At 52.7% G+C, this 25,400-nt stretch carries 18 protein-coding genes and 1 tRNA gene; 15 read left to right on the top strand and 4 right to left on the bottom strand.

Going from position 1 to position 25,400, the window contains the following annotated elements; genetic code table 11:
- From HCQ99_RS06970 to HCQ99_RS06960, 3 genes are all read right to left on the bottom strand, one after another.
- The coding region (locus tag HCQ99_RS06970; RefSeq protein ID WP_166988020.1) for an SdrD B-like domain-containing protein at positions 1–4,829 on the bottom strand (4,829 nt) is incomplete at its 3' end.
- A 168-nt stretch (positions 4,830–4,997) separates the two neighbouring features.
- On the bottom strand, positions 4,998–6,503 hold the full coding sequence (locus HCQ99_RS06965; protein ID WP_166988017.1) for a CoA-acylating methylmalonate-semialdehyde dehydrogenase: 1,506 nt from the start codon (positions 6,501–6,503) through the stop codon (positions 4,998–5,000).
- 55 nt (positions 6,504–6,558) lie between these two features.
- A complete protein-coding gene (locus HCQ99_RS06960; protein WP_243854588.1) occupies positions 6,559–7,335 on the bottom strand; it encodes a FadR/GntR family transcriptional regulator in 777 nt (258 codons plus the stop codon).
- A 138-nt stretch (positions 7,336–7,473) separates the two neighbouring features.
- Here HCQ99_RS06960 and HCQ99_RS06955 point away from each other — a divergent pair, with 138 nt between their 5' ends.
- From HCQ99_RS06955 to efeB, 7 genes are all read left to right on the top strand, one after another.
- Positions 7,474–8,469 carry an ABC transporter substrate-binding protein gene (locus HCQ99_RS06955; protein ID WP_208317189.1) on the top strand — a complete coding sequence of 332 codons (996 nt, stop codon included), beginning with the start codon at positions 7,474–7,476 and terminating at the stop codon, positions 8,467–8,469.
- Between the two features lie 76 nt (positions 8,470–8,545).
- Positions 8,546–9,475 carry an ABC transporter permease gene (locus HCQ99_RS06950; RefSeq protein ID WP_166988014.1) on the top strand — a complete coding sequence of 310 codons (930 nt, stop codon included), beginning with the start codon at positions 8,546–8,548 and terminating at the stop codon, positions 9,473–9,475.
- Positions 9,475–10,266 (top strand): ABC transporter ATP-binding protein, encoded by a 792-nt coding sequence (locus HCQ99_RS06945; protein WP_166988011.1) that lies wholly within the window; start codon positions 9,475–9,477, stop codon positions 10,264–10,266. The genes HCQ99_RS06950 and HCQ99_RS06945 overlap by 1 nt, the downstream gene beginning before the upstream one ends.
- 50 nt (positions 10,267–10,316) lie before the next feature.
- Complete coding sequence (locus HCQ99_RS06940; RefSeq protein ID WP_166988008.1) at positions 10,317–13,973, top strand: proline dehydrogenase family protein; 3,657 nt, start codon at positions 10,317–10,319, stop codon at positions 13,971–13,973.
- 97 nt (positions 13,974–14,070) lie between these two features.
- Complete coding sequence (gene efeU, locus HCQ99_RS06935; protein WP_166988005.1) at positions 14,071–15,072, top strand: iron uptake transporter permease EfeU; 1,002 nt, start codon at positions 14,071–14,073, stop codon at positions 15,070–15,072.
- Positions 15,059–16,276 carry an iron uptake system protein EfeO gene (efeO, locus tag HCQ99_RS06930; RefSeq protein ID WP_166988002.1) on the top strand — a complete coding sequence of 406 codons (1,218 nt, stop codon included), beginning with the start codon at positions 15,059–15,061 and terminating at the stop codon, positions 16,274–16,276. The genes efeU and efeO overlap by 14 nt, the downstream gene beginning before the upstream one ends.
- Before the next feature lie 15 nt (positions 16,277–16,291).
- Positions 16,292–17,632: an iron uptake transporter deferrochelatase/peroxidase subunit gene (gene efeB, locus HCQ99_RS06925; RefSeq protein ID WP_166987999.1), complete on the top strand. Its 1,341-nt coding sequence runs from the start codon at positions 16,292–16,294 to the stop codon at positions 17,630–17,632.
- A gap of 47 nt (positions 17,633–17,679) precedes the next feature.
- Here efeB and trhO read toward each other — a convergent pair whose 3' ends face one another.
- A complete protein-coding gene (gene trhO / locus HCQ99_RS06920; protein ID WP_166988029.1) occupies positions 17,680–18,615 on the bottom strand; it encodes an oxygen-dependent tRNA uridine(34) hydroxylase TrhO in 936 nt (311 codons plus the stop codon).
- A gap of 87 nt (positions 18,616–18,702) precedes the next feature.
- Between trhO and HCQ99_RS06915 the strand changes: the two genes are divergently transcribed.
- The 8 genes from HCQ99_RS06915 to HCQ99_RS06880 all read left to right on the top strand — a co-directional run bounded on the left by HCQ99_RS06915 (position 18,703) and on the right by HCQ99_RS06880 (position 25,394).
- Positions 18,703–19,182 carry a type III secretion system chaperone family protein gene (locus HCQ99_RS06915; protein WP_166987996.1) on the top strand — a complete coding sequence of 160 codons (480 nt, stop codon included), beginning with the start codon at positions 18,703–18,705 and terminating at the stop codon, positions 19,180–19,182.
- A gap of 2 nt (positions 19,183–19,184) precedes the next feature.
- The gene (locus HCQ99_RS06910; protein ID WP_166987993.1) at positions 19,185–19,679 is read left to right on the top strand and encodes a type III secretion system chaperone family protein; all 495 of its coding nucleotides are present in this window, start codon (positions 19,185–19,187) and stop codon (positions 19,677–19,679) included.
- Between the two features lie 118 nt (positions 19,680–19,797).
- A tRNA-Tyr gene (locus tag HCQ99_RS06905) sits at positions 19,798–19,878 on the top strand.
- Between the two features lie 987 nt (positions 19,879–20,865).
- The gene (locus HCQ99_RS06900; RefSeq protein ID WP_166987990.1) at positions 20,866–21,816 is read left to right on the top strand and encodes an ABC transporter ATP-binding protein; all 951 of its coding nucleotides are present in this window, start codon (positions 20,866–20,868) and stop codon (positions 21,814–21,816) included.
- Positions 21,813–22,595, top strand: a complete 783-nt coding sequence (locus HCQ99_RS06895) for an ABC transporter permease (protein ID WP_208317188.1) — start codon at positions 21,813–21,815, stop codon at positions 22,593–22,595. The genes HCQ99_RS06900 and HCQ99_RS06895 overlap by 4 nt, the downstream gene beginning before the upstream one ends.
- 6 nt (positions 22,596–22,601) lie before the next feature.
- On the top strand, positions 22,602–24,101 hold the full coding sequence (locus HCQ99_RS06890; RefSeq protein ID WP_166987987.1) for a YcaO-like family protein: 1,500 nt from the start codon (positions 22,602–22,604) through the stop codon (positions 24,099–24,101).
- Positions 24,102–24,112: 11 nt separating this feature from the next.
- Positions 24,113–24,487, top strand: a complete 375-nt coding sequence (locus HCQ99_RS06885) for a hypothetical protein (protein ID WP_166987984.1) — start codon at positions 24,113–24,115, stop codon at positions 24,485–24,487.
- A 1-nt stretch (position 24,488) separates the two neighbouring features.
- The gene (locus HCQ99_RS06880; protein WP_166987981.1) at positions 24,489–25,394 is read left to right on the top strand and encodes a TOMM precursor leader peptide-binding protein; all 906 of its coding nucleotides are present in this window, start codon (positions 24,489–24,491) and stop codon (positions 25,392–25,394) included.
- Positions 25,395–25,400 lie beyond the last annotated feature (6 nt).

Below are 25,400 nucleotides of genomic sequence, written 5' to 3'. Positions count from 1 at the left end.
CCCTCACCAGGACCAAACGACTGCACAAAACCATCAGGCTGAGCAACACGCACCTTGTAATCACCAGGCACAACACGCTCAAAACGGTACTTACCATCAGCACCAGTAACCGCAGTAACAGGCTCAGCCCCATCAGCCAGCACATTACCGTTCACATCAACCGGCTCACCAGCAGCGTTCAACAGCGTCACAACAACACCGGCAACACCAGGCTCACCAGCATCATGCTTACCGTTACCATTAGTGTCTTCAAAAACGAGATCACCAATAACACCAGCGCCAACAAAACCGAAGTCAACACTGTTATTAGTCTCACCAGAAACCACAGTCACAGCGCTCTTATTCGGATTTGAATCAACCCCACGATCAGCACCCTGCTCAACAGACGCAGGAACATAACCAGCAGGAGTCTCATACTCAACGGTGTAAGCACCAGGACGCAAGCCAGGGAAACTGTACTTCCCCTCAGCATCCGTCTTCACAGACGCAACAGTCTTACCCCCAGCATCAACAAGCTTGACAGTAACATCAGCAAGCGGACGCTCACCCGCATCCTGCACACCGTTGTTATTCTCATCAAGCCAGACAGTATCACCAATAGAAGCAGGACGATAGAAACCAAAATCCTGATCCAAATTAGTCATCGCCGCAGGCGTAAGGCTCACAGTCCCCGAAGTCAAAGACAGCTCGCCCTCACCAGGACCAAACGACTGCACAAAACCATCAGGCTGAGCAACACGCACCTTGTAATCACCAGGCACAACACGCTCAAAACGGTACTTACCATCAGCACCAGTAACCGCAGTAACAGGCTCAGCCCCATCAGCCAGCACATTACCGTTCACATCAACCGGCTCACCAGCAGCGTTCAACAGCGTCACAACAACACCGGCAACACCAGGCTCACCAGCATCATGCTTACCGTTACCATTAGTGTCTTCAAAAACGAGATCACCAATAACACCAGCGCCAACAAAACCGAAGTCAACACTGTTATTAGTCTCACCAGAAACCACAGTCACAGCGCTCTTATTCGGATTTGAATCAACCCCACGATCAGCACCCTGCTCAACAGACGCAGGAACATAACCAGCAGGAGTCTCATACTCAACGGTGTAAGCACCAGGACGCAAGCCAGGGAAACTGTACTTCCCCTCAGCATCCGTCTTCACAGACGCAACAGTCTTACCCCCAGCATCAACAAGCTTGACAGTAACATCAGCAAGCGGACGCTCACCCGCACCCTGCACACCGTCATTATTCTCATCAAGCCAGACAGTATCACCAATAGAAGCAGGCTGTAAGAACCCGAAATCAACACCGTTAAGGTCACCCTTAACACTGATCTTCCGTTCATTAGACTGCTTCGCACTGTTCAGCCACTCAGTCTCCGACTCAGGCAGACCAGCAGGGTTTACACGCACAGTGTAATCACCAAGCTCGACACCAGTGAACTTGTAGCTACCGTCCTCTGCTGTAACGGCAGTAGCAACAACCTCACCCTTGCCGTTGACCAACTCAACAGTCACACCAGCAAACCGCTGCTGCTCACCCTCATCGATAACAGCATCATCATCCGAGTCGTGCCACAGCGTGCCAGTAACAGCAGCACCAATCGTAAAGCACGCCTTGCTTTCAACAGGATCAGGAGTTTGCCTTGAAGTCATCGTCGCAGTATTGCAAATTTCCTGGCCAGGCTCACCGGTAACTGTTGCGACAAGTTCCAAAGTCGCGGTGTTCGGGAATGTGCCTTCCTCACCCTGACGCACCAACGGGTCAAGCGGATCGGCGAGAGTCCACGTGAATGTCTCCGGATCAAAGGTGCCGTTATCGGCCTTTGTTTCCTCCTGTAGGAGTGTTAAGCCCGCTGGCAACTTATCGACCGCCACAATCCCTGATGCACGGCCCTGACCCTCATTATTGACGGTTAAGGAGTATCGCACTTTAGCGCCCTTTGACGCCGTAGTAGCATTTGTGCCCTGCCCGTCGATCACCCAACCCGGGTTGAGGCTCTTAGAGAACTTCAGATCTACCGGGAGCTGCAAACCCACCTTTGGAGGCTCTACAGGGAGCAACCACCGATCATTCGCAGCCTGCTGCGCGGTTACAGCGAATGAGTTCCACGCAACGCCCTCCGCTTCGATTGGGGCCTTTATAGAAACTTCTGCAACCCACGTCTCTTGTGGTTTTAGCACAAGATCTTTATCAAACTGGATACGAATTGCATTAACACTGGACCAGTCTGTGATCTGATCTGCAGTCAACCACTGTTGGTTAAAGTCTGCAGGGAGAGCGGCCGCTCCACCTGTGCCGGTAACTTCCTCACGCCACGGGTTATTTGATGTAGAGTAGCGCACCTCTGCGGTGACTCCGTTGCTTGCAATCTTGACTGGACCGGTCAAATCAGGCGTCCACTCAGATTCACGCGGCAGCATATGAGCAGGGCCAACACCGGTGTCACCAACGAATGGCAGCAGGTCATAAGCGATCACGTTTTTGAGTGGTGTATTACCCTCGTTAGTCACATTCAATCGGAAGGTGGCAGGGGCACCAAGATCTACGTAACCGAAGTCAGGTGAGTTTTTAAACTCTTTATCACGAGAACCCTTAACCTGCTTCACACCACCGATGGCTGGTGACGGCGCAACGGTATAGTTTACAGATGCTTCACAGCCAACACGGTTAGGGTCACCAAGGTTTGCTTTATTATCAGCATCAGGCTCAGAGATTCCCCTACCTCTGGCGCAGATAGTTGGATCTGATTCAGTACCAGTTCCCGTTGCAAAGCGATCGAATACCTGGAAGGTGTTCGTGTTTACACCCTCAGGAGCCGCTTTCCCTACTAAAGCATCAAAGCTCAGATAAAAGGCGCCGCCGCCGATGAATCCCATATCTTCAGGGAATGAGAAGCGCACCAACTGGCGGCCGGTGCCGTTCCAGTCATCAACTGTTTCAACATTGACATTGGCTGTAGTAAATTCCCTGTTGTTGAAATTTTGCGGGAGCTGCGCCCGTGCACTTCGAAGTGACGTAAATGTCAAACCCTTAGGTAGCAGATCTGTGTAGACAGGATAAGCCTTTTCAAGGCCGCTGTTACGAATATTTAACTGGAATCTAACATTCTGGCCCGGCTGCAGGTTGGTTGTGCCGGTAATTTCCTTCTCGACACTGAGGCTTGGCCGAGGGTTGTTCTCAACACGCATATAAGCGTTAGCAGTTGTTTCCCCTACAACAGCGCCCGTAGCTGGGTCTGTAAAGGTTGCGGTGGCAGTGTTTTCAACGATAACAGGCGCACCCTTACCCTTTGGCACATCTGCCCGCGCATACTGTGTTGAGTCTGGCGCAAACTCAGGAACAGTCGTTGCAGTGGTCGCCACCGCTTCAACTTGAGCCTGTTCAGAAACACCCAAGTCTGCTTGAACTTCCCACTTTGTAACAGCTTCGCCAGACGCCAACCCCTCAACCTTTAACGGCTCATCAGAGGTGATAACACCCTGCCCGGTGTTGCCGAGATTGGTTACCCAACTCACTTGTATCGAAGCCGCTAAGTTACCAGCGCCGGTTCGCTTGAATGCAGTAATAATCGAGTCTGGATTCTTACAGTTAGTTGAACCGTCTTTCGGTGACACAAAACCGCACGGCACGTAGTCAACGGTGTGCACGTGAATCGGCACGTTTCCGGTATTACCAGCCGAAACCGACCAAGACGACCGCAACTCAAGGTCACGCGCACTCACTGCCAAATTGTTACCGCTAACAGGGTCACCTGGAGAGCTAACCCCGTTCCACTTGGCAAAAATTCCACGCGGAGTTGGCGTTGTGAACGAGTGTGTTATAGTCCGTGTGTTGCTCGTTAAAAGCTCACCACTTCCGAACTCTTTTGCGGTTGTTTTAGCAGTTAGAGTTACCTGCTGATTTATAAAGGACTCCGGGTAGACAACCTTCAAGGTGTAATCAGGTCGCACAAGGTATTCGCCACCCTCGTCATTATCATTCCATTTTGGCCATGTGACTGTGTTAGTCTCCGGATCATACACACCGCCGTGTGAGGCTTCTACGCTGGTGACTCCGGCAGGAACAGTTACAACAGTTTCTACCTCGGTAAGCCCGATTGTGCCGGGTGTAATAATTCGGTTCTTATCTGGACTCACTGGGTTCTCAAGCTGCGTTGCCCCACTGCTGGGGGTGCGAGAAGCAACAACCCTATACTCAACCGGAGAGCCAACGGCTGGCGTAGCATAAGTTGACCGTGTAAAACTGGTTCCAACGTAGGCTTCGCCCGTCACCGTTGTAGATGCAGTAGCAGTTGCAGGAGTGGCAACGTTGTCAGCGTCGACTGTAACCACAGGTGAGATTGTAGCGCCGTCCATAGTGTAAGGACGTGAAGTCTGCAGAGTAAAGTTCATCGTGCCAGATCTACCCGCCGGCACAGTGTCACTCATCTTCCATGTAATGGTTCTGGTCTGAGCGTTGTAAACAGGGTTGCCGGAGAAGCCGCCTGACGAAGGCGAAGCTGACACAAAGGTCGGGTGGCTCTTCTCAATATGTCGATCTGCAGGGCTCGGCATATCGATGGGCACACTAACCGTCATTCCTGCACAGTCCACAGTGACTGAGCTACAGGCCCATGCAACCTGAAATGTCGCTTGCTCGCCCGAGCGAATGTTTGGATTCAACGCAGTCAAAGTAGCGTTAAGAGCAGCAGTGCCTGTTTGTGCCATCGCGGGGGCGACGGTGCCAAAGGCCAAACTGCTGCCGATAAATACAGCCGCTATAGCGCTTAAAGCTTTATGGAGGCTGCTTGAAAGAGGGGACTTTCTTCTAGGCATTATCATCAATTCCAATATTTAGATTTATGTAAGGCAAATTAATCCTACGCCCAAGAAAGATAAATATAAAATCGATAATTGCTCAAAAACACTCCCCCCCCCCCGAAAAACGCAGAATTTAGGGCACAAAAAGGGGAGGGAGCCTTAGCCCCCTCCCCTTACGAAAAACTAGTCGTTCTGCGGGAAGCCGAGGTTAATACCACCGTGCTTTGCCGGATCCAACCACCGACTGGTGACAGCCTTTTCTCTAGTAAAGAAATCAAAGCCGTGCACACCGTAGGCCTTGGAATCACCGAACAAAGAAGCTTTCCATCCGCCAAATGAGTGGTAAGCAACCGGCACCGGAATCGGCACGTTAATTCCGATCATGCCCACCTGCACCTCATTTTGGAAGCGACGAGCAGCCCCACCATCATTCGTGAAAATCGCAGTACCATTACCGAAAGCGCCGCTGTTAATCAGCTCAACACCCTCGTCAAAGCTCTGGATGCGCACAACGCTAAGCACGGGGCCGAAAATCTCTTCAGTGTAGGCGCGAGAGTCAGTCGGCACACGGTCGAGCAGTGTTGGCCCGAGGAAGAACCCGTTTTCGCAGCCGGGAACCTTAAAGCCGCGGCCATCGACAACAACATCTGCGCCATCTGCCTCAGCAATATCGATGTATCCCGCAACCTTATTACGATGTTCTGCGGTAATCAGCGGCCCCATATCCGGTTCCTGCTCATCAGCACCGTTACCGATCTTCAGTTCTGCCATGCGGCTCTTGATCTTCTCGATGAGCTCATCAGCCACGCTCTCAATTGCCAAAACAACTGAGATCGCCATGCAGCGCTCACCCGCCGCACCGTAGCCGGCGTTAATAGCCTGATCCGCAACCAGATCCAGATCAGCATCAGGCAACACCAGCATGTGATTCTTTGCGCCGCCCAGCGCCTGCACTCGCTTACCGTTTGCGGCAGCAGTTTCGTAGATGTATTTCGCGATCGGGGTGGATCCCACAAACGAGATAGAAGCAACCTGATCTGAGTGCAACAAACCGTCTACCGCAAGCTTGTCACCGTTGAGCACTGTGAAAACACCGTCTGGCAGCCCCGCTTCTTTCCAGAGTTCTGCGAGCCAGATTGAGGCTGACGGGTTCTTCTCGGATGGTTTTACAACAACCGCGTTACCTGCTGCAATAGCAATTGGGAAAAACCACATTGGCACCATCGCAGGGAAGTTAAACGGGCTAATAATTCCTGCAACACCGATCGGCTGCTTAATCGAATAGACGTCAATACCGGTTGATGCGTTCTCGCTGAAAGCTCCCTTAATCAGATGCGGGAACCCGGTTGCAAGCTCGACAACCTCCTGCCCGCGGAGGATCTCACCCATAGCGTCAGACAGCACCTTGCCGTGTTCGCGAGTGATAATCTCAGCCAGCTCACCCTTGCGCTCGTTCAACAGCTCGCGGAACTTAAAAATAATAGCTTGGCGACGGGCCACCGACTGCCGGCTCCAACTCTCATACGCGGTGTGCGCGGTAGCAATAGCCTCTGCGATTTCGCTCTCAGTAGCCAGCGAAACTGCGGCGATCTCTTCACCTGTGGCTGGGTTAAACACCGGGCTGGTAGCGCCTGCCCCTTCGCGGCGCTCACCGTTAATCCAGTGTGGAATAACTGGGGTGTTGGTCATATTTAATAGCTCCTTTAATTAATTAATCTCAAGCTCTGTCACGTCTGCGACGATACTAATCGTCGATTCCAAGATCATCAATGCGCTGCTGCTGTTCGTCTGAGCGTGCGAGCGTGGGCACAATCTGCTGTTCTTCGCTAACCATCACAACATCGTGGTCAACATGCGCGGCCATAACGTGCACGGCATCGATAAAATCCTGTCGCTGGATCGCATCAATTAACTTTGCGTGATACTTTTCCATCTCCTGCGCGGAGGCCATATTAACCAGACGGCCGCGATGCTGTGGGGTGCGCAGCTGCTCGTTGATACCCGCATAAAGCGCAGAAAGCAGGCGATTTTTCGCCGCATCAAACATCAGTAAATGGAACTTACTCTCAAAAGCATTAGTCGCGCTGTTTGCTGTGGCAATAGGGCAGAGCGAACAGCCTTTTTCTTCTTCAGCAGCAACAATCATCGCCTGGATGTCTTCTTCGGTGCGATGAATGGTCGCCTGCTGCGCCGCTTCAATCTCTAAGGCCCGGCGATAGCTCAGAATCTCTTCAAGCGTAAAAGCGTTCAAAAACTCATTCAACAGCGCGCTTGAGGGGGTCGCCGAACGCACAAAGGTGCCGCGCCCCGGCAGCGTTTCAAGCATTCCCATGTTGGCGAGCGAACGCACCGCCTCACGCACTGTGGAGCGGCCGACACCCATCTGCTCAACGAGTTCGGGCTCAATTGGAATACGGGACCCAACCGCCCACTCACCTGTTGTGATTTTGCGGCGTAAATAAGACAGTGAGCTGCGTGCCCGCTCAGAACCTGTCGCCATCTTCGCTCCCGTAATTGTCACTGAATACTAACTCACAAGTATAACCGCGGAAGAGGCAAATACGCGCGCATAACCTCACCTTTAATGCTGCGTTCAAGTTAGAATAAATGCGTCAGTTAAATAGTCACTTTAGTGACTCATATACAAAGGACCCAAACCATGCGTAAAACCTTCATGCGCGCGGCCGCCCTGGTCGCGGTCACAGCCGCCGCAGTTGCGACAGCAGCCTGCGCGAACGGCACTAGCGAAACTAACGGCGCAAGCGACACCGCTGCTGACAGCTACAAGATTGGTATCAACCAGCTTGTGCAGCACCCAGCTCTAGACGCTGCAAACGCTGGCTTCAAGCGCGCATTTGAAGATGCAGGTGTTGATGTTGATTGGACAGAGCAAAACGCGAACGGCGAGCAGGGCACAGCGCTAACCATCGCACAAAGCTTTGCGAACAGCGATCTTGACCTGGTTTACGCAATCGCAACCCCAGCTGCGCAGGCTACCGCACAAACCATCACTGACATCCCGGTACTATTTTCTGCTGTCACCGACCCAGAGGCTGCAGAGCTGGTTAAAAGCAATAGCGCCCCCGGCAACAACGTCACCGGCACCAGCGACCTAGCTGAGATCAAAGACCAGCTTGCGCTGCTGAAGCAAATCGTGCCCGACGCTAAGAAGGTCGGGATCGTTTACGCCAACGGTGAAGTAAACTCACAGGTTCAGGTTGACGCCGCCAAAAAAGCAGCTGCAGATCTTGATCTTGAGATTGTTACCCAGACCGTTGCCGTAGCAAGCGATCTGCAGCAGGCAACCGATGCCCTAGGTGACGTTGATGCAATTTACGTTCCAACAGACAACCTCGTTGTATCAGGTATCGCAGCTGTCGTTAACGTCGCTGAGCAGAAGAAGATCCCTGTAATCGGTGCTGAGGCAGGCACTGTTGAGGGTGGCGCTGTTGCAACCCTGGGCATTGACTATGACGCACTCGGCTACCAGACCGGGCAGATGGCCTTGAAAATTCTCAAGGGGCAAGACCCAGCAAAAACCCCAGTAGAGTTCGCTAACGAATACACCTATGTTGTGAACGAAGCTGCTGCCGCACGCCAGGGTGTGACCATCCCGGCAGAGATCCTCGATAAGGCAGAAAAGATTAGCGAGTAAAATCGCATCACTAACACTAACGGGTGGCGGCTTTCGGGTCGCCCCCGACTGTGTTTTATTTAGGTAAGCAGAACCCATGATTGGCACCCTCGAACTCGGCCTTATTTTCGGCGTCGTAGCGCTCGGCGTTTACCTCACGTTCAAGGTCTTAAATTTCCCCGACCTCACGGTAGACGGCAGCTTCACAACCGGCGCAGCAACCGCAGGCATCCTGATTACGGCTGGCATAAATCCGTTCCTAGCAACCCTTGCTGGTTTCGGTGCCGGTCTTATCGCAGGTGCCATCACAGGGGTGCTCCATACATACCTAAAAATTGACGGTTTGCTAGCCGGTATTCTCTCGATGATTGCGCTCTGGTCTATTAACCTGCGCATCATGGGCTCGCCAAATCTCCCGCTAACTCGGGTAGACACAGTGTTTACGCCGCTTCGAGACGGCGCACTAGCAGACTTGGGTCTGCGTCTCGGCTCCTGGGGTGGCGTTTTTGTGCTTGCGGTGGTCGCCATCGCATTAAAACTCGTCATCGACTGGTTTCTCTCAACCAACCTCGGTTTAGCCGTGCAGGCAACCGGTGACAATGAACCGATGATCCGCTCATTCGGTGTTAACACCAACGCCACCAAAATACTTACTCTGGCGCTCTCCAACGGCCTTGTCGCGCTCGCCGGCGCAATGCTCGCGCAGTATCAAAACTTCGCCGATATGAGCATGGGCGTGGGCATGATCCTTATCGGTCTCGCGTCTGTCATCCTCGGTCAGGCGGTTATCGGTCAGTCGCGCATCTGGCAGGCCACGCTCGCTGTTGTGGTTGGTGCCGTGCTCTACCGTGTGATCATTTTCTTTGCGCTGGCAGTCGGGTTGAATCCGAACGATATGCGTCTTATCACCGCACTTTTGGTGCTCGCGGCGCTGGTGTTACCGCGCATCGGTATCTTCAAAAACTTGCGGATCCCGCGCTTAAACTCCAAAGGCAAACTCATCCCCGCGGATGGAGGCACTCGCTAATGCTTAAACTGACAGGCATCCACAAGACTTTTTTTGCTGGCACGGTCAATGAGCGGCGCGCTCTTGTTGATATTAATCTGAGCCTCGAGCCGGGAGACTTTCTCACTATCATCGGCTCAAACGGTGCCGGTAAATCGACTCTGTTAAACACACTCGCAGGCCGCTACAGTCCGGATCGCGGCAGTGTGACAATTGCGGGTCGTGACGTCACCAAACTTGATGAGCCCAGTCGCGCTAAGTTTGTCGGCCGCGTCTTTCAAGACCCAATGGCGGGCACGGCACCAAACCTAACGATTGAGCAAAATATGGCGCTCGCACTCTCACGCGGCAAGGGAAGAGGCTTGCGACTAGGCTTAAACGCTGCGAAGCGTGATCTCTTCCGTCAAGAGCTTAAAAGTCTAGACCTCGGGCTGGAAGACCGTCTCACCGCAAAAGTTGGTGTGCTCTCCGGTGGTCAACGCCAGGCTCTGTCGCTACTAATGGCAGGGTTCACACACCCTGATATTTTGCTCCTCGATGAACACACAGCGGCACTTGATCCGCAGCGTGCAGAGCTTGTTACAAATCTCACCGATCAAATTGTGAAACGCGGCAAGCTGACAACCGTAATGGTGACGCACAACATGCAGCAGGCATTAAGCCTGGGAAACAAGCTCTTAATGATGCATGAGGGGCAGATTGTTTTCACAGCCGATGCGGCCGCAAAAGCCCAGCTCACTGTTGCAGATTTGCTTGGTGAATTTGCGAAGATTAAGGGCGCTAGCCTCGACGATCGGGCAATGCTGAGTTAGACTCGCGCGTCACAACTGCCTATATGCCATTTGCCGCATAAAGTTAATTTATGGAGACTCCCGAAGAGCTAACCGGCAAAGATATAAATCAGGTTGCTGCAGTGTGGGCAGAGGTTCCCGCCAGGGCGGCAGCGCGCGTTGCTCTCTGGGTGAAAGCCGCCGAGCCTGAGCAGCACTCACTGTTTGAAGACGTCAGTCAAGATCCAGATAATTTGTCGTTTGCAAACCGTCTGCTGCAGCTTATTGCCGGTACCGAAGATGCAGTAACCGCTGCCTTTGGTCTGCGTGAGCTTGCGCAAGAGATTCCCGAATCGGTTAATTTCCGCGATCGTTTAACACTCCAAGCCGGCTCACTCGGTGCGCTAGGTATGCCGTGGGCGGTGATGCCGTTGGCGCGCAAATGGATGCGTGAGCGCATCGCTCACCTGGTTGTCACAACAACTCTTCCGGGCGATTCAACAAAAAACAGTCCCGCAGCAGCGCTGCTCGAGCCGCTCAAGGCTTTGACTGCGCAGCAGACCCCCGCTGTGGTCGCGTTAACCGGCACCCCGGTGCTCGGGCCTGTGGCCTCCAGTCACGAGCTGAGACGGCTGCTCGCTCTCTCCTATCGACCTGAGATAGAGTACCTACTTGTTGATATTTCCCGGCTGGTGCCGGGCTCTGTCTGGGGTGCCGCAACTCGCACACAGCGTGCAGTGACCGCGCTCAGGCAGTTAATCCAAGAAGGCAGCGAACACGGCACACAGGTGACCATTACCGCCGGAAACTACGCTGACGCAAAGCTTTTGCGCAGTATCGTGCTCCGGCTGCTGGCTGAACCAGATCTTTTACAGCACCGTTTTGGTGTCACTCTGCAAGCGGAGATGCCGGAGGCCGCGTCAATGCTGACCGTCTACAGTGTGCAGGCGGCAAGCCGCATGCAAAACGGTGGCGCCCCGCTGGAGTTGCGCATTGCCACAGCATCCACTCTGTCGGAAGAATCCATCACTGCGATTATTTCGGGGCAGCCGGTTGCAGTCCTCGAATCGCGTGCACAGGTTGAAGCAGCAGCATTGCGACTGCTGCGACAGGCGCATCTGACGCCCGGTCTCAACACTGTGCTCGCGAGCGATTCTGCATACTTGGTTGCTGCCGCATTGGAGTTTTTTGCCGCAGAGCAGCTCACAGTTGAGGTGCGTTCTGGGCTGGCGGCTGAACTACTGATTGCCCTGCGCGCCGCCGCGGTGCCCACTCGCGTTCATCTGCCGGTAGTCAGTCGTGACGAATTTTCTGGTGTGATACCGCAAATTCTGCGTTTGGCGGCAGAAGCGGCCGATCCTGGGGCCGCGCTAGCGTACCGCCACGCGTTGAACCCACTGCACCCGGGCGCTGCGACAGCGCGCGAAGCAGAACTCGCCAATCTCGAACGGGTGTGTGAGTTGGCGGCGAGCGCGCCACCACTGCCGCACCGCACGCAGGATCGCACTGCGGAGTGGGATCCGTCGGTGCGTGACGCGTCACTGTTTTTCCATCCCGCCGGTGATACCCACATGTATGAAACGGGCGGGCTCACCGCTGCGGTGCTCGGGCTTTCTCGCAACCAGGAAACGGGTGAGATTATTCTTGATCAGGCGGCGCAGACTCGCAGCCTGCCGATTGTCTCCGACTCTGGTTTTGCTAATGAGCCGGAGACAGATGCGACGGTTGCCGTTAACCGGGACTGGTTCAAGCAACAGCTGCAGGATCGTGCTGCTGCAGCCGCGGGGCAGCTCTCTGACAGCACTGCACCAACCGTGATCCGCAAGAGTGGGGCCAAACCACTGCACGACAATCTTGCTCTGCGCGCCCGTGTGCTGCGGCGGATTGCTTTAACAACCGCGGCTGAGCGTGATTCTTACACGCAGCTTTTTGCGCGCACCACCACCCTGAGTGCGGCCGCAATCGATGCTGAGGTAAATAAGCTAATTGACTCAGCGCGCTATCTGGCGCAGCAGGCCGAGCACTTGATCCGCGTGCGCGGCGCCCACTTTTTACCGCTCGGTAACACGCTGCTGCTTAGCGATTCTGCCAATCTCTTCGGTGATTTACTTGTCAGCTTTTTAGCTAGTTTTGCCGCGGGGAATCACAATTTAATTGGCGCCCCTAACGCACTTGCGCAGGCCGTTAATGAGGCGTTAGAGGGGTGGCGCAGCGCTGGCCTTCCCGCAGGGGCTGCCGCTATTACTGCGTCGAGTGACCCAGCCGCTCTTGCCTTAGATGACAGCCTCGTAAACTCTGTTGTGCTTGGCAGCTCTGCGCTGCGCGAGGGTTTGCAACGGTATGCGCCGGGGCTGCGCACGCAGGGGCGCTTCACCCAGGTTGGAGTTGCGGCGGTTACCACAGCGGCAGATATTGACAGCAGTGTGCGCGCTATCGTTGCTTCGGCCTTTACCGGAGCCGATAGCGGTTTACGGAGTATCCGCGCGGTGGTGGCACAGGGCGCGATGTATCGCTCTGAGCACTTCCGCGCTCAGCTCGCTGATGCGGTGCGGCAGGTTTCTCCCTTCCCCGCAGCAGCTTTCACGGGCGGATCGGGCGTTGGTGTTGATAGTTTGCAGGTGTTTGCGCCAAAATTAGACACCCCACCGACGGCAGCGCAGTTGCGAGCGCTCACAACATTAGAGCGCGGTGAAACGTGGCTTGTCACTCCGCGGCAGATTGATGATGCCGGATTGGTGTGGTCGCCGGGCGTGAAACTGGGTGTGCGAGCTGAGAGCGATTTTTGGGATGTTGCGGCGACAGTTCCTGTGCTTGGCGTGCTGCGCGTAAGCACTATGCAGGAGGTTATCTCTGTCAGCAACCAGGTGGGCTCTGGGGCGGTGGCAGCGCTCTTCAGTTGGGATCCCGATGAGATTATTCCGTGGGCTGAAGAGGTGCGTGCGGCGAGCCTGACCGTCAATCGCGCCACTACTGAGGCGAGAGTAGAGCGTCTGCCGAGCGGAGCCTGGGGTCTGGCAGGATCGGGTGTTGCCACCCTCTCAGGTGGCCCGCATGAGCTGCTGGGTCTGGGTGCTTGGAAGCTGCGCGAGGGAACCGCCAGCTCAACTCTGCATCTACGCGGTCTTGATCCAGAAATTACCGCGCTGATTGAGACAACACAAGAGTGGCTGAGCTACCACGAGTATGACATGTTGCGGCGCGCTGCCCTTTCGGATGCGCTAACATGGCGCACCCAATTAGGTATTGTGCGCGATGTTGCGGCGCTCGGTGTCGAGCACAATGTGCTGCGGTACTGGCCGGTGCCGACTGTGATTCGTTTGGCCGAAGACCAACCCTTAGAACCGCTTGTGCGTGTGCTGTCTGCCGCATTGTTGGTTGGCGCGCCAATCACTGTTTCAACGGGAACCGTGCTCCCGGACTCGATACTAGAGCTGCTCGAACGACAGCAGGCCTACTACCGTCTCGAGAGCGATGACGTGTGGCTTGAGAGTGTTGCGGTGTCACATCCTGATGCCGGCGGTCGGCCTGCAGAGCGGATCCGCCTAATTGGCGGTGATGCTGCCCAGCTCTCTGAGTGGCTGAGTGCCCGCCCAAACATTGGCGTCTGGGCTGAGGAGGTAACTCTGGCAGGGCCGGTAGAGCTGCTGACATTCCTGGCAGAGCAGTCGCTTTCGATAACGAATCACCGCTACGGGATTATGTGGGAACTGCCTGAGGTGCGAGACTGGCTGCTCGAGCTCGGTCGCTAGCTAGAGTTAGGACTTCCTAACTTCATCAGATCTATGTACAATTGGTTAAGTTCGGGCACCAATGTGCTCAAACAAGCAACCAAGACTAAAGGATCAGATGCTCGCAACATTCCTCATCGGCTTTCGCGAAGGGCTTGAAGCTGCGCTCATCGTGGGTATTTTGATCGCATACGCCAGGAAGTGCGAACGGCCCGATGTTGTAAGGCGCATCTGGTTCGGAGTTGGTTTCGCGATTCTGTTATCTCTAATAACAGGGTGCATTCTCACCTATGGGGCCTACGGACTGTCTTTTAAGGCGCAAGAAATCATTGGTGGCACCCTCTCCCTAATCGCAGTCGCGATGGTCACCTCCATGATTTTCTGGATGCTGCGCACCGCAAAAACACTCGCAACCGAGCTACAGGGAAAACTCGCAACACAAATGATTACGGGCTCTGCGTGGGGCATAGTCGCCCTCGCCACCGTGTCGGTTGGGCGTGAAGGGCTTGAAACAGCCCTCTTTATCTGGGCAACCACAAAAACTTTTGAGCTTGGCCCGCTTGCAGGGTTTGCCAGCGCGGTCGCCGGCATCGCAGTTGCTGCTCTTCTCGGCTGGGCGCTGCAGGCCGGGCTTGTGCGCATCAACCTTAGCCGCTTCTTCCGCTGGTCGGGTCTTTTGCTAATCATTTTTACCGCCGGAATACTTGCGTATGCGATCCACGACCTCCAAGAAGCAGACGTGCTTCCCGGCCCGTTTGCGCTGCCTCCGGGCTGGGCGCCCACAGCGCTGCACGGCTTATGGGGCGAAAATGCCTGGGCTTTCCAAATCGGCCATATTATTGCGCCAGACGGCCTGCTGGGATCCCTGCTAAAAGGCACAATCGGTTTCAGCCCAGAAATGACAAAACTCGAAATCTTCGGCTGGTTGCTCTATCTGTCAATCACCCTCACAGTCTTTATTGTGCTCCAAAAACGCCCGGCTAAACCCTCGGTTGCAGCCGCCGCAACCCGCTGCGTTGTCGAAGCACGAAATCCAAATCACACCTCTAACAAAAAGCAGTTAGTGGGTGGCGGCACCACCAACGCCTCTTTCGAAAGGACAGCCGTTGAACGCTACTAAGAAACACCTCGGCGCCGGTGTCGCCCTGCCCGCAGCAGCAGCCCTCCTACTCGCTGGCTGTGTGCCAAACGTTGATGCCGCAAGCGATCCGAGCCAAAATATCGCCGTTACCGCAACCGACACCGAGTGCGCAGTATCGATGAGCAAGGCGGAAGCGGGCGTTATCACGTTCAGCATTAAAAACGAAGGCAGCAAAGTAAACGAGTTCTATCTCTTGGGTGAGAACGGTCTCACAATCAAAACAGAAATAGAAAATATCGCACCCGGCACCTCACGCGATCTCACATACGTCGCCGATCCGGGCACCTACTTCACCGCTTGCAAACCCGGCATGGTGGGCGCCGATATCGGCAAAGCAGAGTTCACGGTGAGCGGTGAAGTGCAAGCACTCCCAGCCGATGAGCAAGAAGCCATTGACGCTGCCTTAAACGAATACATTGCCTACACAAAACAGCAGGTGCAAGAGCTTCTGCCAAAAACCGAAGCGTTTGTGAAGGCTTACGTTGCCGGCGACTTTGACACAGCAAAGACACTCTACCCAACCACCCGTGTGCACTATGAGCGCATCGAACCAACGGCAGAGCAGTTTGGTGACCTGGATCCACGGATCGACTACCGTAAACCCGGCGCAGAAGCCGAAAATATCCCGTTTGAGGGTTTCCACCGGATCGAAATGGATATGTGGATCGATGCCGCCCGCGCTAACTACCCTGATGAGGATATTCAGCCTCTCACAGAAGCCGAGCGAGCAGAGCTTGGAGCGGGCCTTAAGAGCGCTGTGCAGGAACTGCACGACCTGGTGACAAGTGACGATTTTGAGCTCTCACTCGCAGACGTTACTAACGGCGCTGTCGGCCTGCTCGACGAGGTAGCCGCCCCTGACGGCAAACTCCCCGGCGAAGAAAATGAGTTCGCGCACACCGATCTCTTTGATTTCTACGCAAATGTTGAGGGCGCAAACGTTGCGTATGAATCTGTGCGCAAGCTTGCAGAATCAAAGGGTGAGACAGGTGCTAACCTGGTTGCCGAACTAGATAAGCAGTTTGCTGCAATGCTCGCACTGCTTGACACCTACGGCTCATATGACAAAGGTTTCGTAAACTATGAAACTGTTACCACCGCCGAGCGCAACGAACTGGGCGCCCAGCTGTCGGCACTCAGCGAGCCACTCTCGAAGCTAACAAACACCGTGCTCGGTCTCTAAGAAAATTTAAGGACAATGCCAGAAAACTCCCGCAGCCCCGAGTCTGTTACACCGTCGGCCCTAGCGCCGTCTCGGCGTGCGGTGCTCGGGGCTTTGGGTGCCGGCGTTGTCGGAGCAGCATTCGGGTCTGTCGCAACCGCGAGCGCCCTCTCGGGAAATAATGGAGTCGGTGGCAGTAAAACCGTAGATGTGCTGCACGGCACAGTACCGTTCGAAGGAGAGCATCAAGCGGGCATCACCACCGAAGCGCAGGATCGGCTGCACTTTGCAGCCTTTGATTTAGTGCGCAGCGCCACCCGCGATGATTTGATCTCACTCTTAAAGGATTGGACGGCCGCTGCTCGCTTGCTCACACAGGGGAAAGAGGTTGGCACCGGCGCAATACCCGCAGCCGCTCTCTTGCCACCCGATGACACCGGAGAAGCGCTCGGCTTGGGTGCTGCAAACCTCACACTCACATTCGGCTTCGGCCGCTCACTCTTTGCAGATAAGAAAAATGGGCGCGAGACTATTGCAGATCCGTACGGTTTGCGCGCTCAGCTGCCACCGGAGTTTGTGGAACTACCGCTGTTTGCTTTCGACCTTTTAAAAGAAGAAATTAGCGGCGGCGATCTCTGTGTGCAGGCCTGCGCGGATGATCCGCAGGTTGCTGTGCACGCAATTCGCAACCTCGCTCGGATTGCGGTTGGGCGTGCGCATCTGCGTTGGAGCCAGCTGGGGTTTGGCCGCACATCAGCTACCACTAGGGCGCAAGCAACACCGCGCAATCTCTTCGGCTTTAAAGACGGCACCACCTCAATTAAGGCTGAAGACTCAGAGGCGCTCGCAAACAACGTCTTTGTGCAGGCCGGCGCCGGCGTGCCCCAGTGGTTTGTTGGCGGCACATATCTCGTGGCGCGGAAAATTCAAATGACGATCGAAATATGGGATCGGCAGAATCTTGCGGAGCAGGAGCGTGTTATCGGGCGCACCAAGCTTGAAGGCGCCTATCTCAGTGGCGGATCGCAGGCGCGCGAGCACGATGCCGCAGACTTTACAGCGCGCGACGCAACTGGGGAACCATTGATCGACGTTGATGCACATGTGAAGCTCGCACATCCAGAAAACAATGAGGGTGTGCAGTTGCTCAGACGCGGCTACAACTATGTTGACGGATCGAATGATCTAGGGCAGCTTAACGCCGGGCTCTTCTTTATTTCGTTTCAAAACGACCCCGCAAAATTTATTCGCGTGCAAAACTCGCTGAAGAGTGATCTGCTCAACGAGTACATTCGCCATATCGGCTCAGGGCTGTGGTTGGTGCCCCCGGGAGTTGGGCCGGGCGAATATATCGGGCAGTCACTCTTTAACGCTTAGCATCTGCTATCTGGGGGCGCAGGCAGCTCGCGCTTCGCACCCCAGAGTTAGTTTGTCGCAGTGAGCGTTGAGTGTTCTACACAACCAGCGGTTTTATGCTCTTCGCACGACACAAAACGCTGTTTGCACTTGTTAATGTTGCAGTTTGCAACGAAAACTGATTCGGTGCCACAAACTCTGCAGTGACCCAGCTTTTTAGCTCCCGGCGCAAAATCCATAGATTCGCGGCCGTCAAAAATTGCGAGGGATCCTTCCCAGAGGCCGTCGTTACCAAACTGCTCACCGTAGCGCACGATACCACCGTCAATTTGGTACACGTTCTCAAAACCGCGCTTGATCATAGCCGCAGAGAGAATCTCGCATCGAATTCCACCAGTGCAGTAGGTGATAACCTGCTTGTCTTTAATATGGTCATATTTGCCCGACTCAATTTCACGAATGAAATCATGGGTGGTTGTAACATCTGGCACTATCGCGTCTTTAAAACGCCCGATTTCAGCCTCCCAAGCGTTGCGACCGTCAAAGAACACAACGTCATCACCCTGGTTCTCAACCATCTCATTTACCTGCCAGGGCTTCAAATGAGTGCCGCCGCCGACTACACCATTCTCGTCAACCTCAGTTTCGTCAGGCAGCCCGAAAGCCACTAACTCGTCGCGCACTTTAACGCTGAGTTTGGGAAAATCTACGCTCTGCAACCACCGGGGAGAGCGATCTTTGCCGTGCATCATCTGTGGTTTTTCAGTGAGCCCGGTGCCGTCGCTCCACTTCACGTCAAGATTAAAACGCTCTCGTGTCGCACGCAGGTAAAGCTTGCATGCGTCGAGTTCACCGCCGACCGTGCCGTTGATGCCGTGTTTTGAAATAATAATGCGACCACGCAAGCCGAGTTTTTCGCACAACTCTTTTTGCCACAGGCGGATAGCGTCAGGATCAGCAACTGGCTGGAAAGCATAGTAGAGCAGAATCTTCGAAGTCACGATCCTATTTTATCCTGCCGCGCTTAAGACCGATATAAAGTCATACACCCCACAGCTAGAGTGGAAATATCAATAAACAGAGAGGCTGGCATGACGACGCAATCTAATCGACCCAGCGGCAGCGACCAGATACGTTTCGACGATAAACTGCACCCGCTGTCTCAAGAGCTCATAATTAAACACTTCACCAATAAGGGAATTCACTACTTCACAACCGATAGGGGCCTGCTCGGTGCCACATTCCGTGATGTGCAGTTTTTGTTTGCAATTACCGGCAGCCGGCAGGAGCTGCTGTGCATATCTGGCCAGTGGCACCGCATAATCAGCGCTAATGCACTAGAGCTAGTGCGTGCATTCATTTCTGACTGGCACCGCGATAAGCTCTTCCCAAAAGCTTATATACGTATAGATGATGACGGCACTCTGCAGACCATTACCGAAATTACAGTCGACTATGAATACGGATTAACTTTCGATCAACTGCAAACACACATTGATCGCGCAGTCATTAACACACTCGACTTTGTGACAGAGCTTGAAGATCTAATGTTTAAAGAGGGGGTGCGATAACAGTGCGTGAATCATCTCCGGCAAATCCCGACGCACCGGAGCCTCTGCAGCAGCAGGTGACGGTCGTAACGTTGGGGCGCTTAATCAAACTATTTGATAGTTACGAGTGGCACTATGAGCTTGACGAGGAAGGCTACATAAAAGGCCTTTGGAACAACTATCTACACTATTTCCACCTCGATGAGGGCACTAGCAATATCCTGCAGATAACCGCCTTTGCCCGTGAATCAGTTGACCCGGCACGGCGCGATGAACTAGAGGCGTTCATCGACGACTGGCATCGTGAGCGCCATTGGCCAAAACTAATTTATGAAGATACAGAAGACGGTGACCTATTGCTACGTGCATTATTTGCGCACGATTTCCATGCTGGGGCGACAGACGCACAGCTAGATCTATTGGTTAACTGTGCGCTAACAACCATTGCATATGCTCTGGACGCGGCCGCCGAACAATTCAGCACACCCGATACTGTGCTTCCTGAGCGCGACTATTAACCTTAGCCTCATAAAACCGCTCATCACACTCCCTTGTGTTCATAAACCCCACACTAACTTTACAAAGCGTGTGTGTTTACCGTAAGATAAATACTCGGTCGTAATACTTTCGACCACTGGCGAGTTGCCCGAGCGGCCAAAGGGAGCTGACTGTAAATCAGCCGCGCAAGCTTCGGGGGTTCGAATCCCTCACTCGCCACAGTGTGATGTCTCGCGACATAGTTCCGGCTGTGTCGCGAGACATTTTTTATTTTGTGTTGGCATGTCTCGCGTCATCGTTCCATTTTTTGGGCTTGGGGTGTGATCAGGTTGTGGCGTTTGAGGATGCGCCAGATTGTTGCTACTGACGGGCGGTTGGCTTGGGGCAATTGAAGCCAGATGGAATGTGGTCCGTTGTCTAGTCCTTGATTGGTGAGTTGGTCTCGGATGCTCACTACCTGAGTGGTGGTTGTATCGGTGTATTGGTGCGGGTTTGATCGGGGTGCTTTCGATTGCGGGTCAACGGCTTCTAAGCCTCCTTCGTGGTAGCGCTGGAGAAGTTTTCGTACCCATCTTGGTTGAGACTTTGAAACGGTGAGCAGCTTCAGTGGTGCTCATGTTTCCTTCGATAATGGCCATGACGATGACCCGGTTCTTTTGTGTGTTGTTCATGATCGTACGATGCCTGCTAAAGCGGAACGATCACGTGAGACACCCCGGAACGATCTCGTGAGACATCAATGCTGTCATGGTGATCAGTCAGGGCGGAACGATGTCATGAAACCACACACCTCACTCGCCACCAACTAGATGCTGGTTTGGGTACATTCCAAGCCAGCATTTTTTTATACCCGCGGCCGGGTTTTGAGGGAAGTAAAAGATTTATTCACTTAGCGTAATGTCAATACAAACTCTATGCAGATTTAAGTTCTTGCTATATTGTGATAACAATACTCATTATTCTTATTAGTCATTTGGATTGGAGAAACTCATGGACTTTACGCCTCTCGCAGAAGAGAAGCATTTCTCAGCAGAATCCGCTGTAGCACCGGGTGGCTGGTGCTGCTGTTGTTGCTGCTGGTGCTGGATCAACATCTTCAACTTCTAATAAGAATTCGATTTATGGTACGCAAGTTCTGCGCACCATAAATAACTTAAATTTTGAGCATCCATACAAAACAACGACTCGAACGCAGAAGCGGTAGCCATGTTAGAAGTATCCGCAAAAACTGATGATTGCGTAGGGACGAAGCAGAAGATCGCGTCAGTCTCTGGTCTTGTAAAAGTTTACAACGGCCTCAGTGTTGTCAATGAGATATCCTTCGACCTCCTGGCTGGCGAGACTACTGTTCTTGTGGGGCCAAATGGATCTGGTAAGACAACCACTATGGAGATGCTTGTTGGGCTGCGCGCCCCAACTAAAGGTTCGGCTACAATCCTCAACATCCCAGTTGTCCCAGGTGGAGAACATAGGTTCTATACTGGAGTCCAACTTCAGAGCTCTGGTTTTCCCTCGCGAATTAAAACTAGGGAAGTGATCCGCGCTACTGAATGTTTATATTCGGATCCCGCAGACTGGCGTACAATGGCATCAAAGCTTGGCGTGGACAATTATCTTGACAAAACAGTCGACAATCTATCTGGCGGGCAGAGGCGTCGTCTTGATATCTTGTGCGCTGCTATTGGCCGCCCTTCTTTGCTTGTGCTTGATGAGCCCACCTCCGGTATCGACCCCGAAGGGCGTTCAGTTGTCTGGGATTTTGTGCGTTCCTTAACCTCTGAAGGTTGTACTGTATTAGCCTCAACTCATGACATGGCTGAAGCGGAAGCATTTGCAGATGTGCTTCTTGTCATGGATCGAGGGAAAATTCGTCTTAATGGAGCTGTCGACGAGGTTCTAGCAAGTCTTGGAGGAGATCGGAGACTTCGCATAACGGAACCACCCGAACATATAACCGAGTTGATAAAAAAGTCAGGTCTTCACTACGGTCATACTGGATTGTCCATCGTTGCTATCGGAAACGCGGACGCAATTGCTGCCGTATCCGCTCAAATAAATCACCTTGACAGTGCTGCCGATATATTAACCGGTCCGGTTAGGCTCGAAGATGTCTTCGCTGTCATTACAGGTATAGAACAAATGTCCGGAGACGAATGATGATGGTGCAGCATGGCAAGGCCGGATCACGAGTAAAAATACTGTGGGTATGGTACAAGCAGGAACTTGTGCTTTTGTTTAGAGAACCGATAGCAGTATTCTTTTCACTGGCCTTTCCGATCATCATTTACATGTTCATCGGTGTCCCGTACGCAGAAGAAATACTTCCTGGAACTCAGATCAAATTTATCGATATGATGTTTCCTTCACTTATTGGAACGGTGGCAGCGAATCTACTACTTATGGGATTGCCGGTTTATGTTGCGGAATTACGTGCACGGCAGGTAGACAAAAGATATCGCTCGCTACCTCTATCTGGGTTGAATTTCGGTTCTGCGGTAATTCTAGCGATGCTTACGTTAACCATCGCCGCTTCTAGTCTTATTGTTGTAATTGTTAGCTTTATGCACGGTCTTCGCCAGGAAGCAATCAATCCCGTGTTCCTGCTGCTGAACGTAGGACTTATCGCGTTTTTATGCTGTGTTGGCTTTTTCCTTGGGACGCTACCATTTGGAACACGCACGATTAATGCCCTCACCGCCGCAGTATTTTTCATCATGTTTTTCGGTTCCGGTGCAGCGGCTCCGTTAGATGCGCTGCCAAAACTCTTACAGAAGATACTGGAGTGGAACCCGCTAAAAATCTGGTTCGACTGTCTTGTGTCTTTATACACAAGCTCGCCGTTCCCATCGGGCGGTGTGTGGAAGCTCGCCATCACTTTTGTTCTAGGGCTCATCCTTGGACTGATTTCTCTCAGAAGTTGGCGGAGAACGGAATAACCTACCATGACTAAACCTTTCTCACAAGCAAAGTCAGCTGAAATCTTGCCGTTGAATGTCACAGAATATAACCGTGACATACCTTGGTTAAACGTACGGCACACTTCTCGTGAATGGTCTTCAATTGGAGACATGCTCGATTCATACAGTCCCTTCGGCGAAGTACGCACTGTGTTAACCTCCCTTCGTCCAGGCATTGGTTTCAATGGCTATCAAGGTTCTGCTACTGCTATGTCCTTGGACCACACACTTCGACGCCTAATCGGCCTACCGGCACTCCCTACTGGTCTTGATAGAGATATTTACGGTGGCGGAAAAGGTCTCACTCTTGAAGATGCCATCTTGTCATCCCTAGGCGAAGCCATTGAACGTATGATTGGTTCATTTTCCTCGTTGACGTCACAAACAGACAAGTTGGAGCGATGGGCTTCGGCAAATGAGCTTGAATGTGCTGGCGAAAAGTTTATCGGCCCTGATGACATCCAACTATTTGCACCGGAGCAATTCGAAGATCCTAATTTCTTATGCGAACCTTGGCATAAGGATGCAAAACTTTTGTGGATTTCCGGAACAAATCTGTTGAGCGGAGATAAAATCTATGTGCCTTCGCAACTCGTTCACCTTTTTTACATCCGCCAATCAGGGGAAGCCCGAGTTGGAGTATCAAGTTCAGGTGGTTTAGCAACGCATCGTGACTCCGCAGCATCTTTAGCACACGGCATTTTAGAGCTCATTGAACGCGATGCTGCCAATCTGTCGTGGTACTGCAAAATTCCACCACGTCCTATCATTTTTGACCGAAAATTGACAGATCCACATATTGTCCGTTGGATTGAAAGCGCTGAACGCGCTGGTGTAGACGTCACCTTTTATGCTCACCGTACGGACTGCGAGGGCGTTACTGTAGTTACAGCTATATCGGTGGAGCAAGGCCTGGATGACTTTTGTTATCTAGCAGGTGGCGGGGTAGGGGTGACACCTGAGCAGGCAATCCGCAGCGCAATTGCGGAATTAGTTCAATCAGAACGAATGGTTAGAATTCCTCGCCTTGCCCCTAATTGGAGAATCGTCCAGGGATTCAATCGCCTATTTGGCATCAACAGAGATGCAAGTAATCATGATTTTGACAATTTCATCCAAGTAGTTCCTTTTTATGGCTATGCGGAAAATCAAAAGAAACTCGATTGGTATTTGCGAGACGAGACTATCGAGCCTATTCGACTAAGTGAACTATCTATCAAGTTTGCACACATGAACGAACTTGATGCGGCTCTTGAGATTTGCAGACGCTCAGGTTTGACACCAATCGCATTTGATTTTACTCCTGTTAATTTCAGTTCAATTTCCCTGACAAAGGTGTTCATTCCAGAGCTTGCCCCAGCTTTTCCTCCGAACATGCAAATGCTTGGTCACAAACGGTACGCAACGTATCGATGCCTCATAGGTGAATCGTCATCTCTGCAAGAATTTTCTGAGCTCACCGCCGATCCTCTCCCGTACCCGTGATGGAGCGTAGAATGCGAATTCCAAGGAATACCCTACTTTATCTCTATGCTGTGCTTGTTATTAAGCTCATTAGCATCGCAATCTCCGCGATTTCGCATGCAGCTGGTTGGATCTGGGTTCCTAAGTCATCAAATGCTGTAGTTGGGGTAGCTCTTGCTTTTGTTTTATCAAGCATGGTATTCCTTACAATCAAACCAAAACTGGGACTTGCCTCTACCGCTACATTCGGTGCTCTTACTTTCTACGGTGCAATGTCTTCTTTTATTACAGGCCACTACCTTGCATGGTCTGCCATTGCAGCACTTACTAGCCTCGCGCTCGTTGGCCTTACTATCCTTGGCTTGCGTCAAATAAACACCCCTCATTATCTAACGAAAGATGAATGACATGACTACTTCTTTAGATTCGCGTCTTGTTCTGAATCCTGCCATCCAACTTATTCGTTCAACAAACGATGAGGTTATAGTGCGATTCGGCAGTCGTGGACGTGCATCCAGAAGAATTGTAGATCCTCGTCGTCGTGGAATTCTCTCTGACCTCGCATTCTCATTTGATAACGGCGCTTCACGGCATAGTGTTCTTACGCAATATGGTGAAGAGGGTGCTGAGCTCCTTGAGGCTCTTGTTAACAACGGAGTTCTTGTTCCTGCAGATGATCTCGATTTCGGATTCCTTACGATTGGATACGGCACGGCGATTCCTGATATCGATTCACTAGCGGTGATCGGCGAAGGAAAATTCGCAGTAGAGTGCACTCGCTTACTTGAAGATGCGCTTGGAGACAAAGTTGCCATTTCTGTATCATCAAAAATAGAGGTTTCCGAACAACCGGCTGATTTCACAGTTTGTGTTGCTGACAGCCCAAACATCGGCTTGTTTTATGACATGAATGAATATGCGCTCTCTTATGGGGTGCCATGGCATGGCGGTTATCTTGATGGTCCTGAGATTGTTGTTGGACCGTTGTTTGTCCCAGCTGAAACAGGTTGTTATCATGATTTCGATGTCATGGAAGAAGCTGGGCGGTCCATGAAGCTCAACCATCTCTATATGAAAATGAATGGCTCCGCTAGCATACCGACGCAAATTCCTGCATTTGTAGCATCGCTTGCAGCATCATATCTTACGTCCTCAATTCTCCAGCATATTCTTGGTGTTGGATCCCACCTCGAAGGAAATTTCCTTCGTATTGATCTAGATCGTCTTGAAATTATTAGGCAGCGCGCAACCCGTCTTGCCCGCTGCCCTGCCTGCACCGAAAACCGCGCTGATATTCGCAGTCCTTTCCTGTAAGGAAGC

It is taken from the genome of Canibacter zhoujuaniae (assembly GCF_011752015.1).
GTDB classification, from domain to species: Bacteria; Actinomycetota; Actinomycetes; order Actinomycetales; family Microbacteriaceae; genus Canibacter; species Canibacter zhoujuaniae.
Note: the sequence above shows the minus strand (reverse complement) of the source record. Positions and strands in the feature narration are given on the sequence as shown.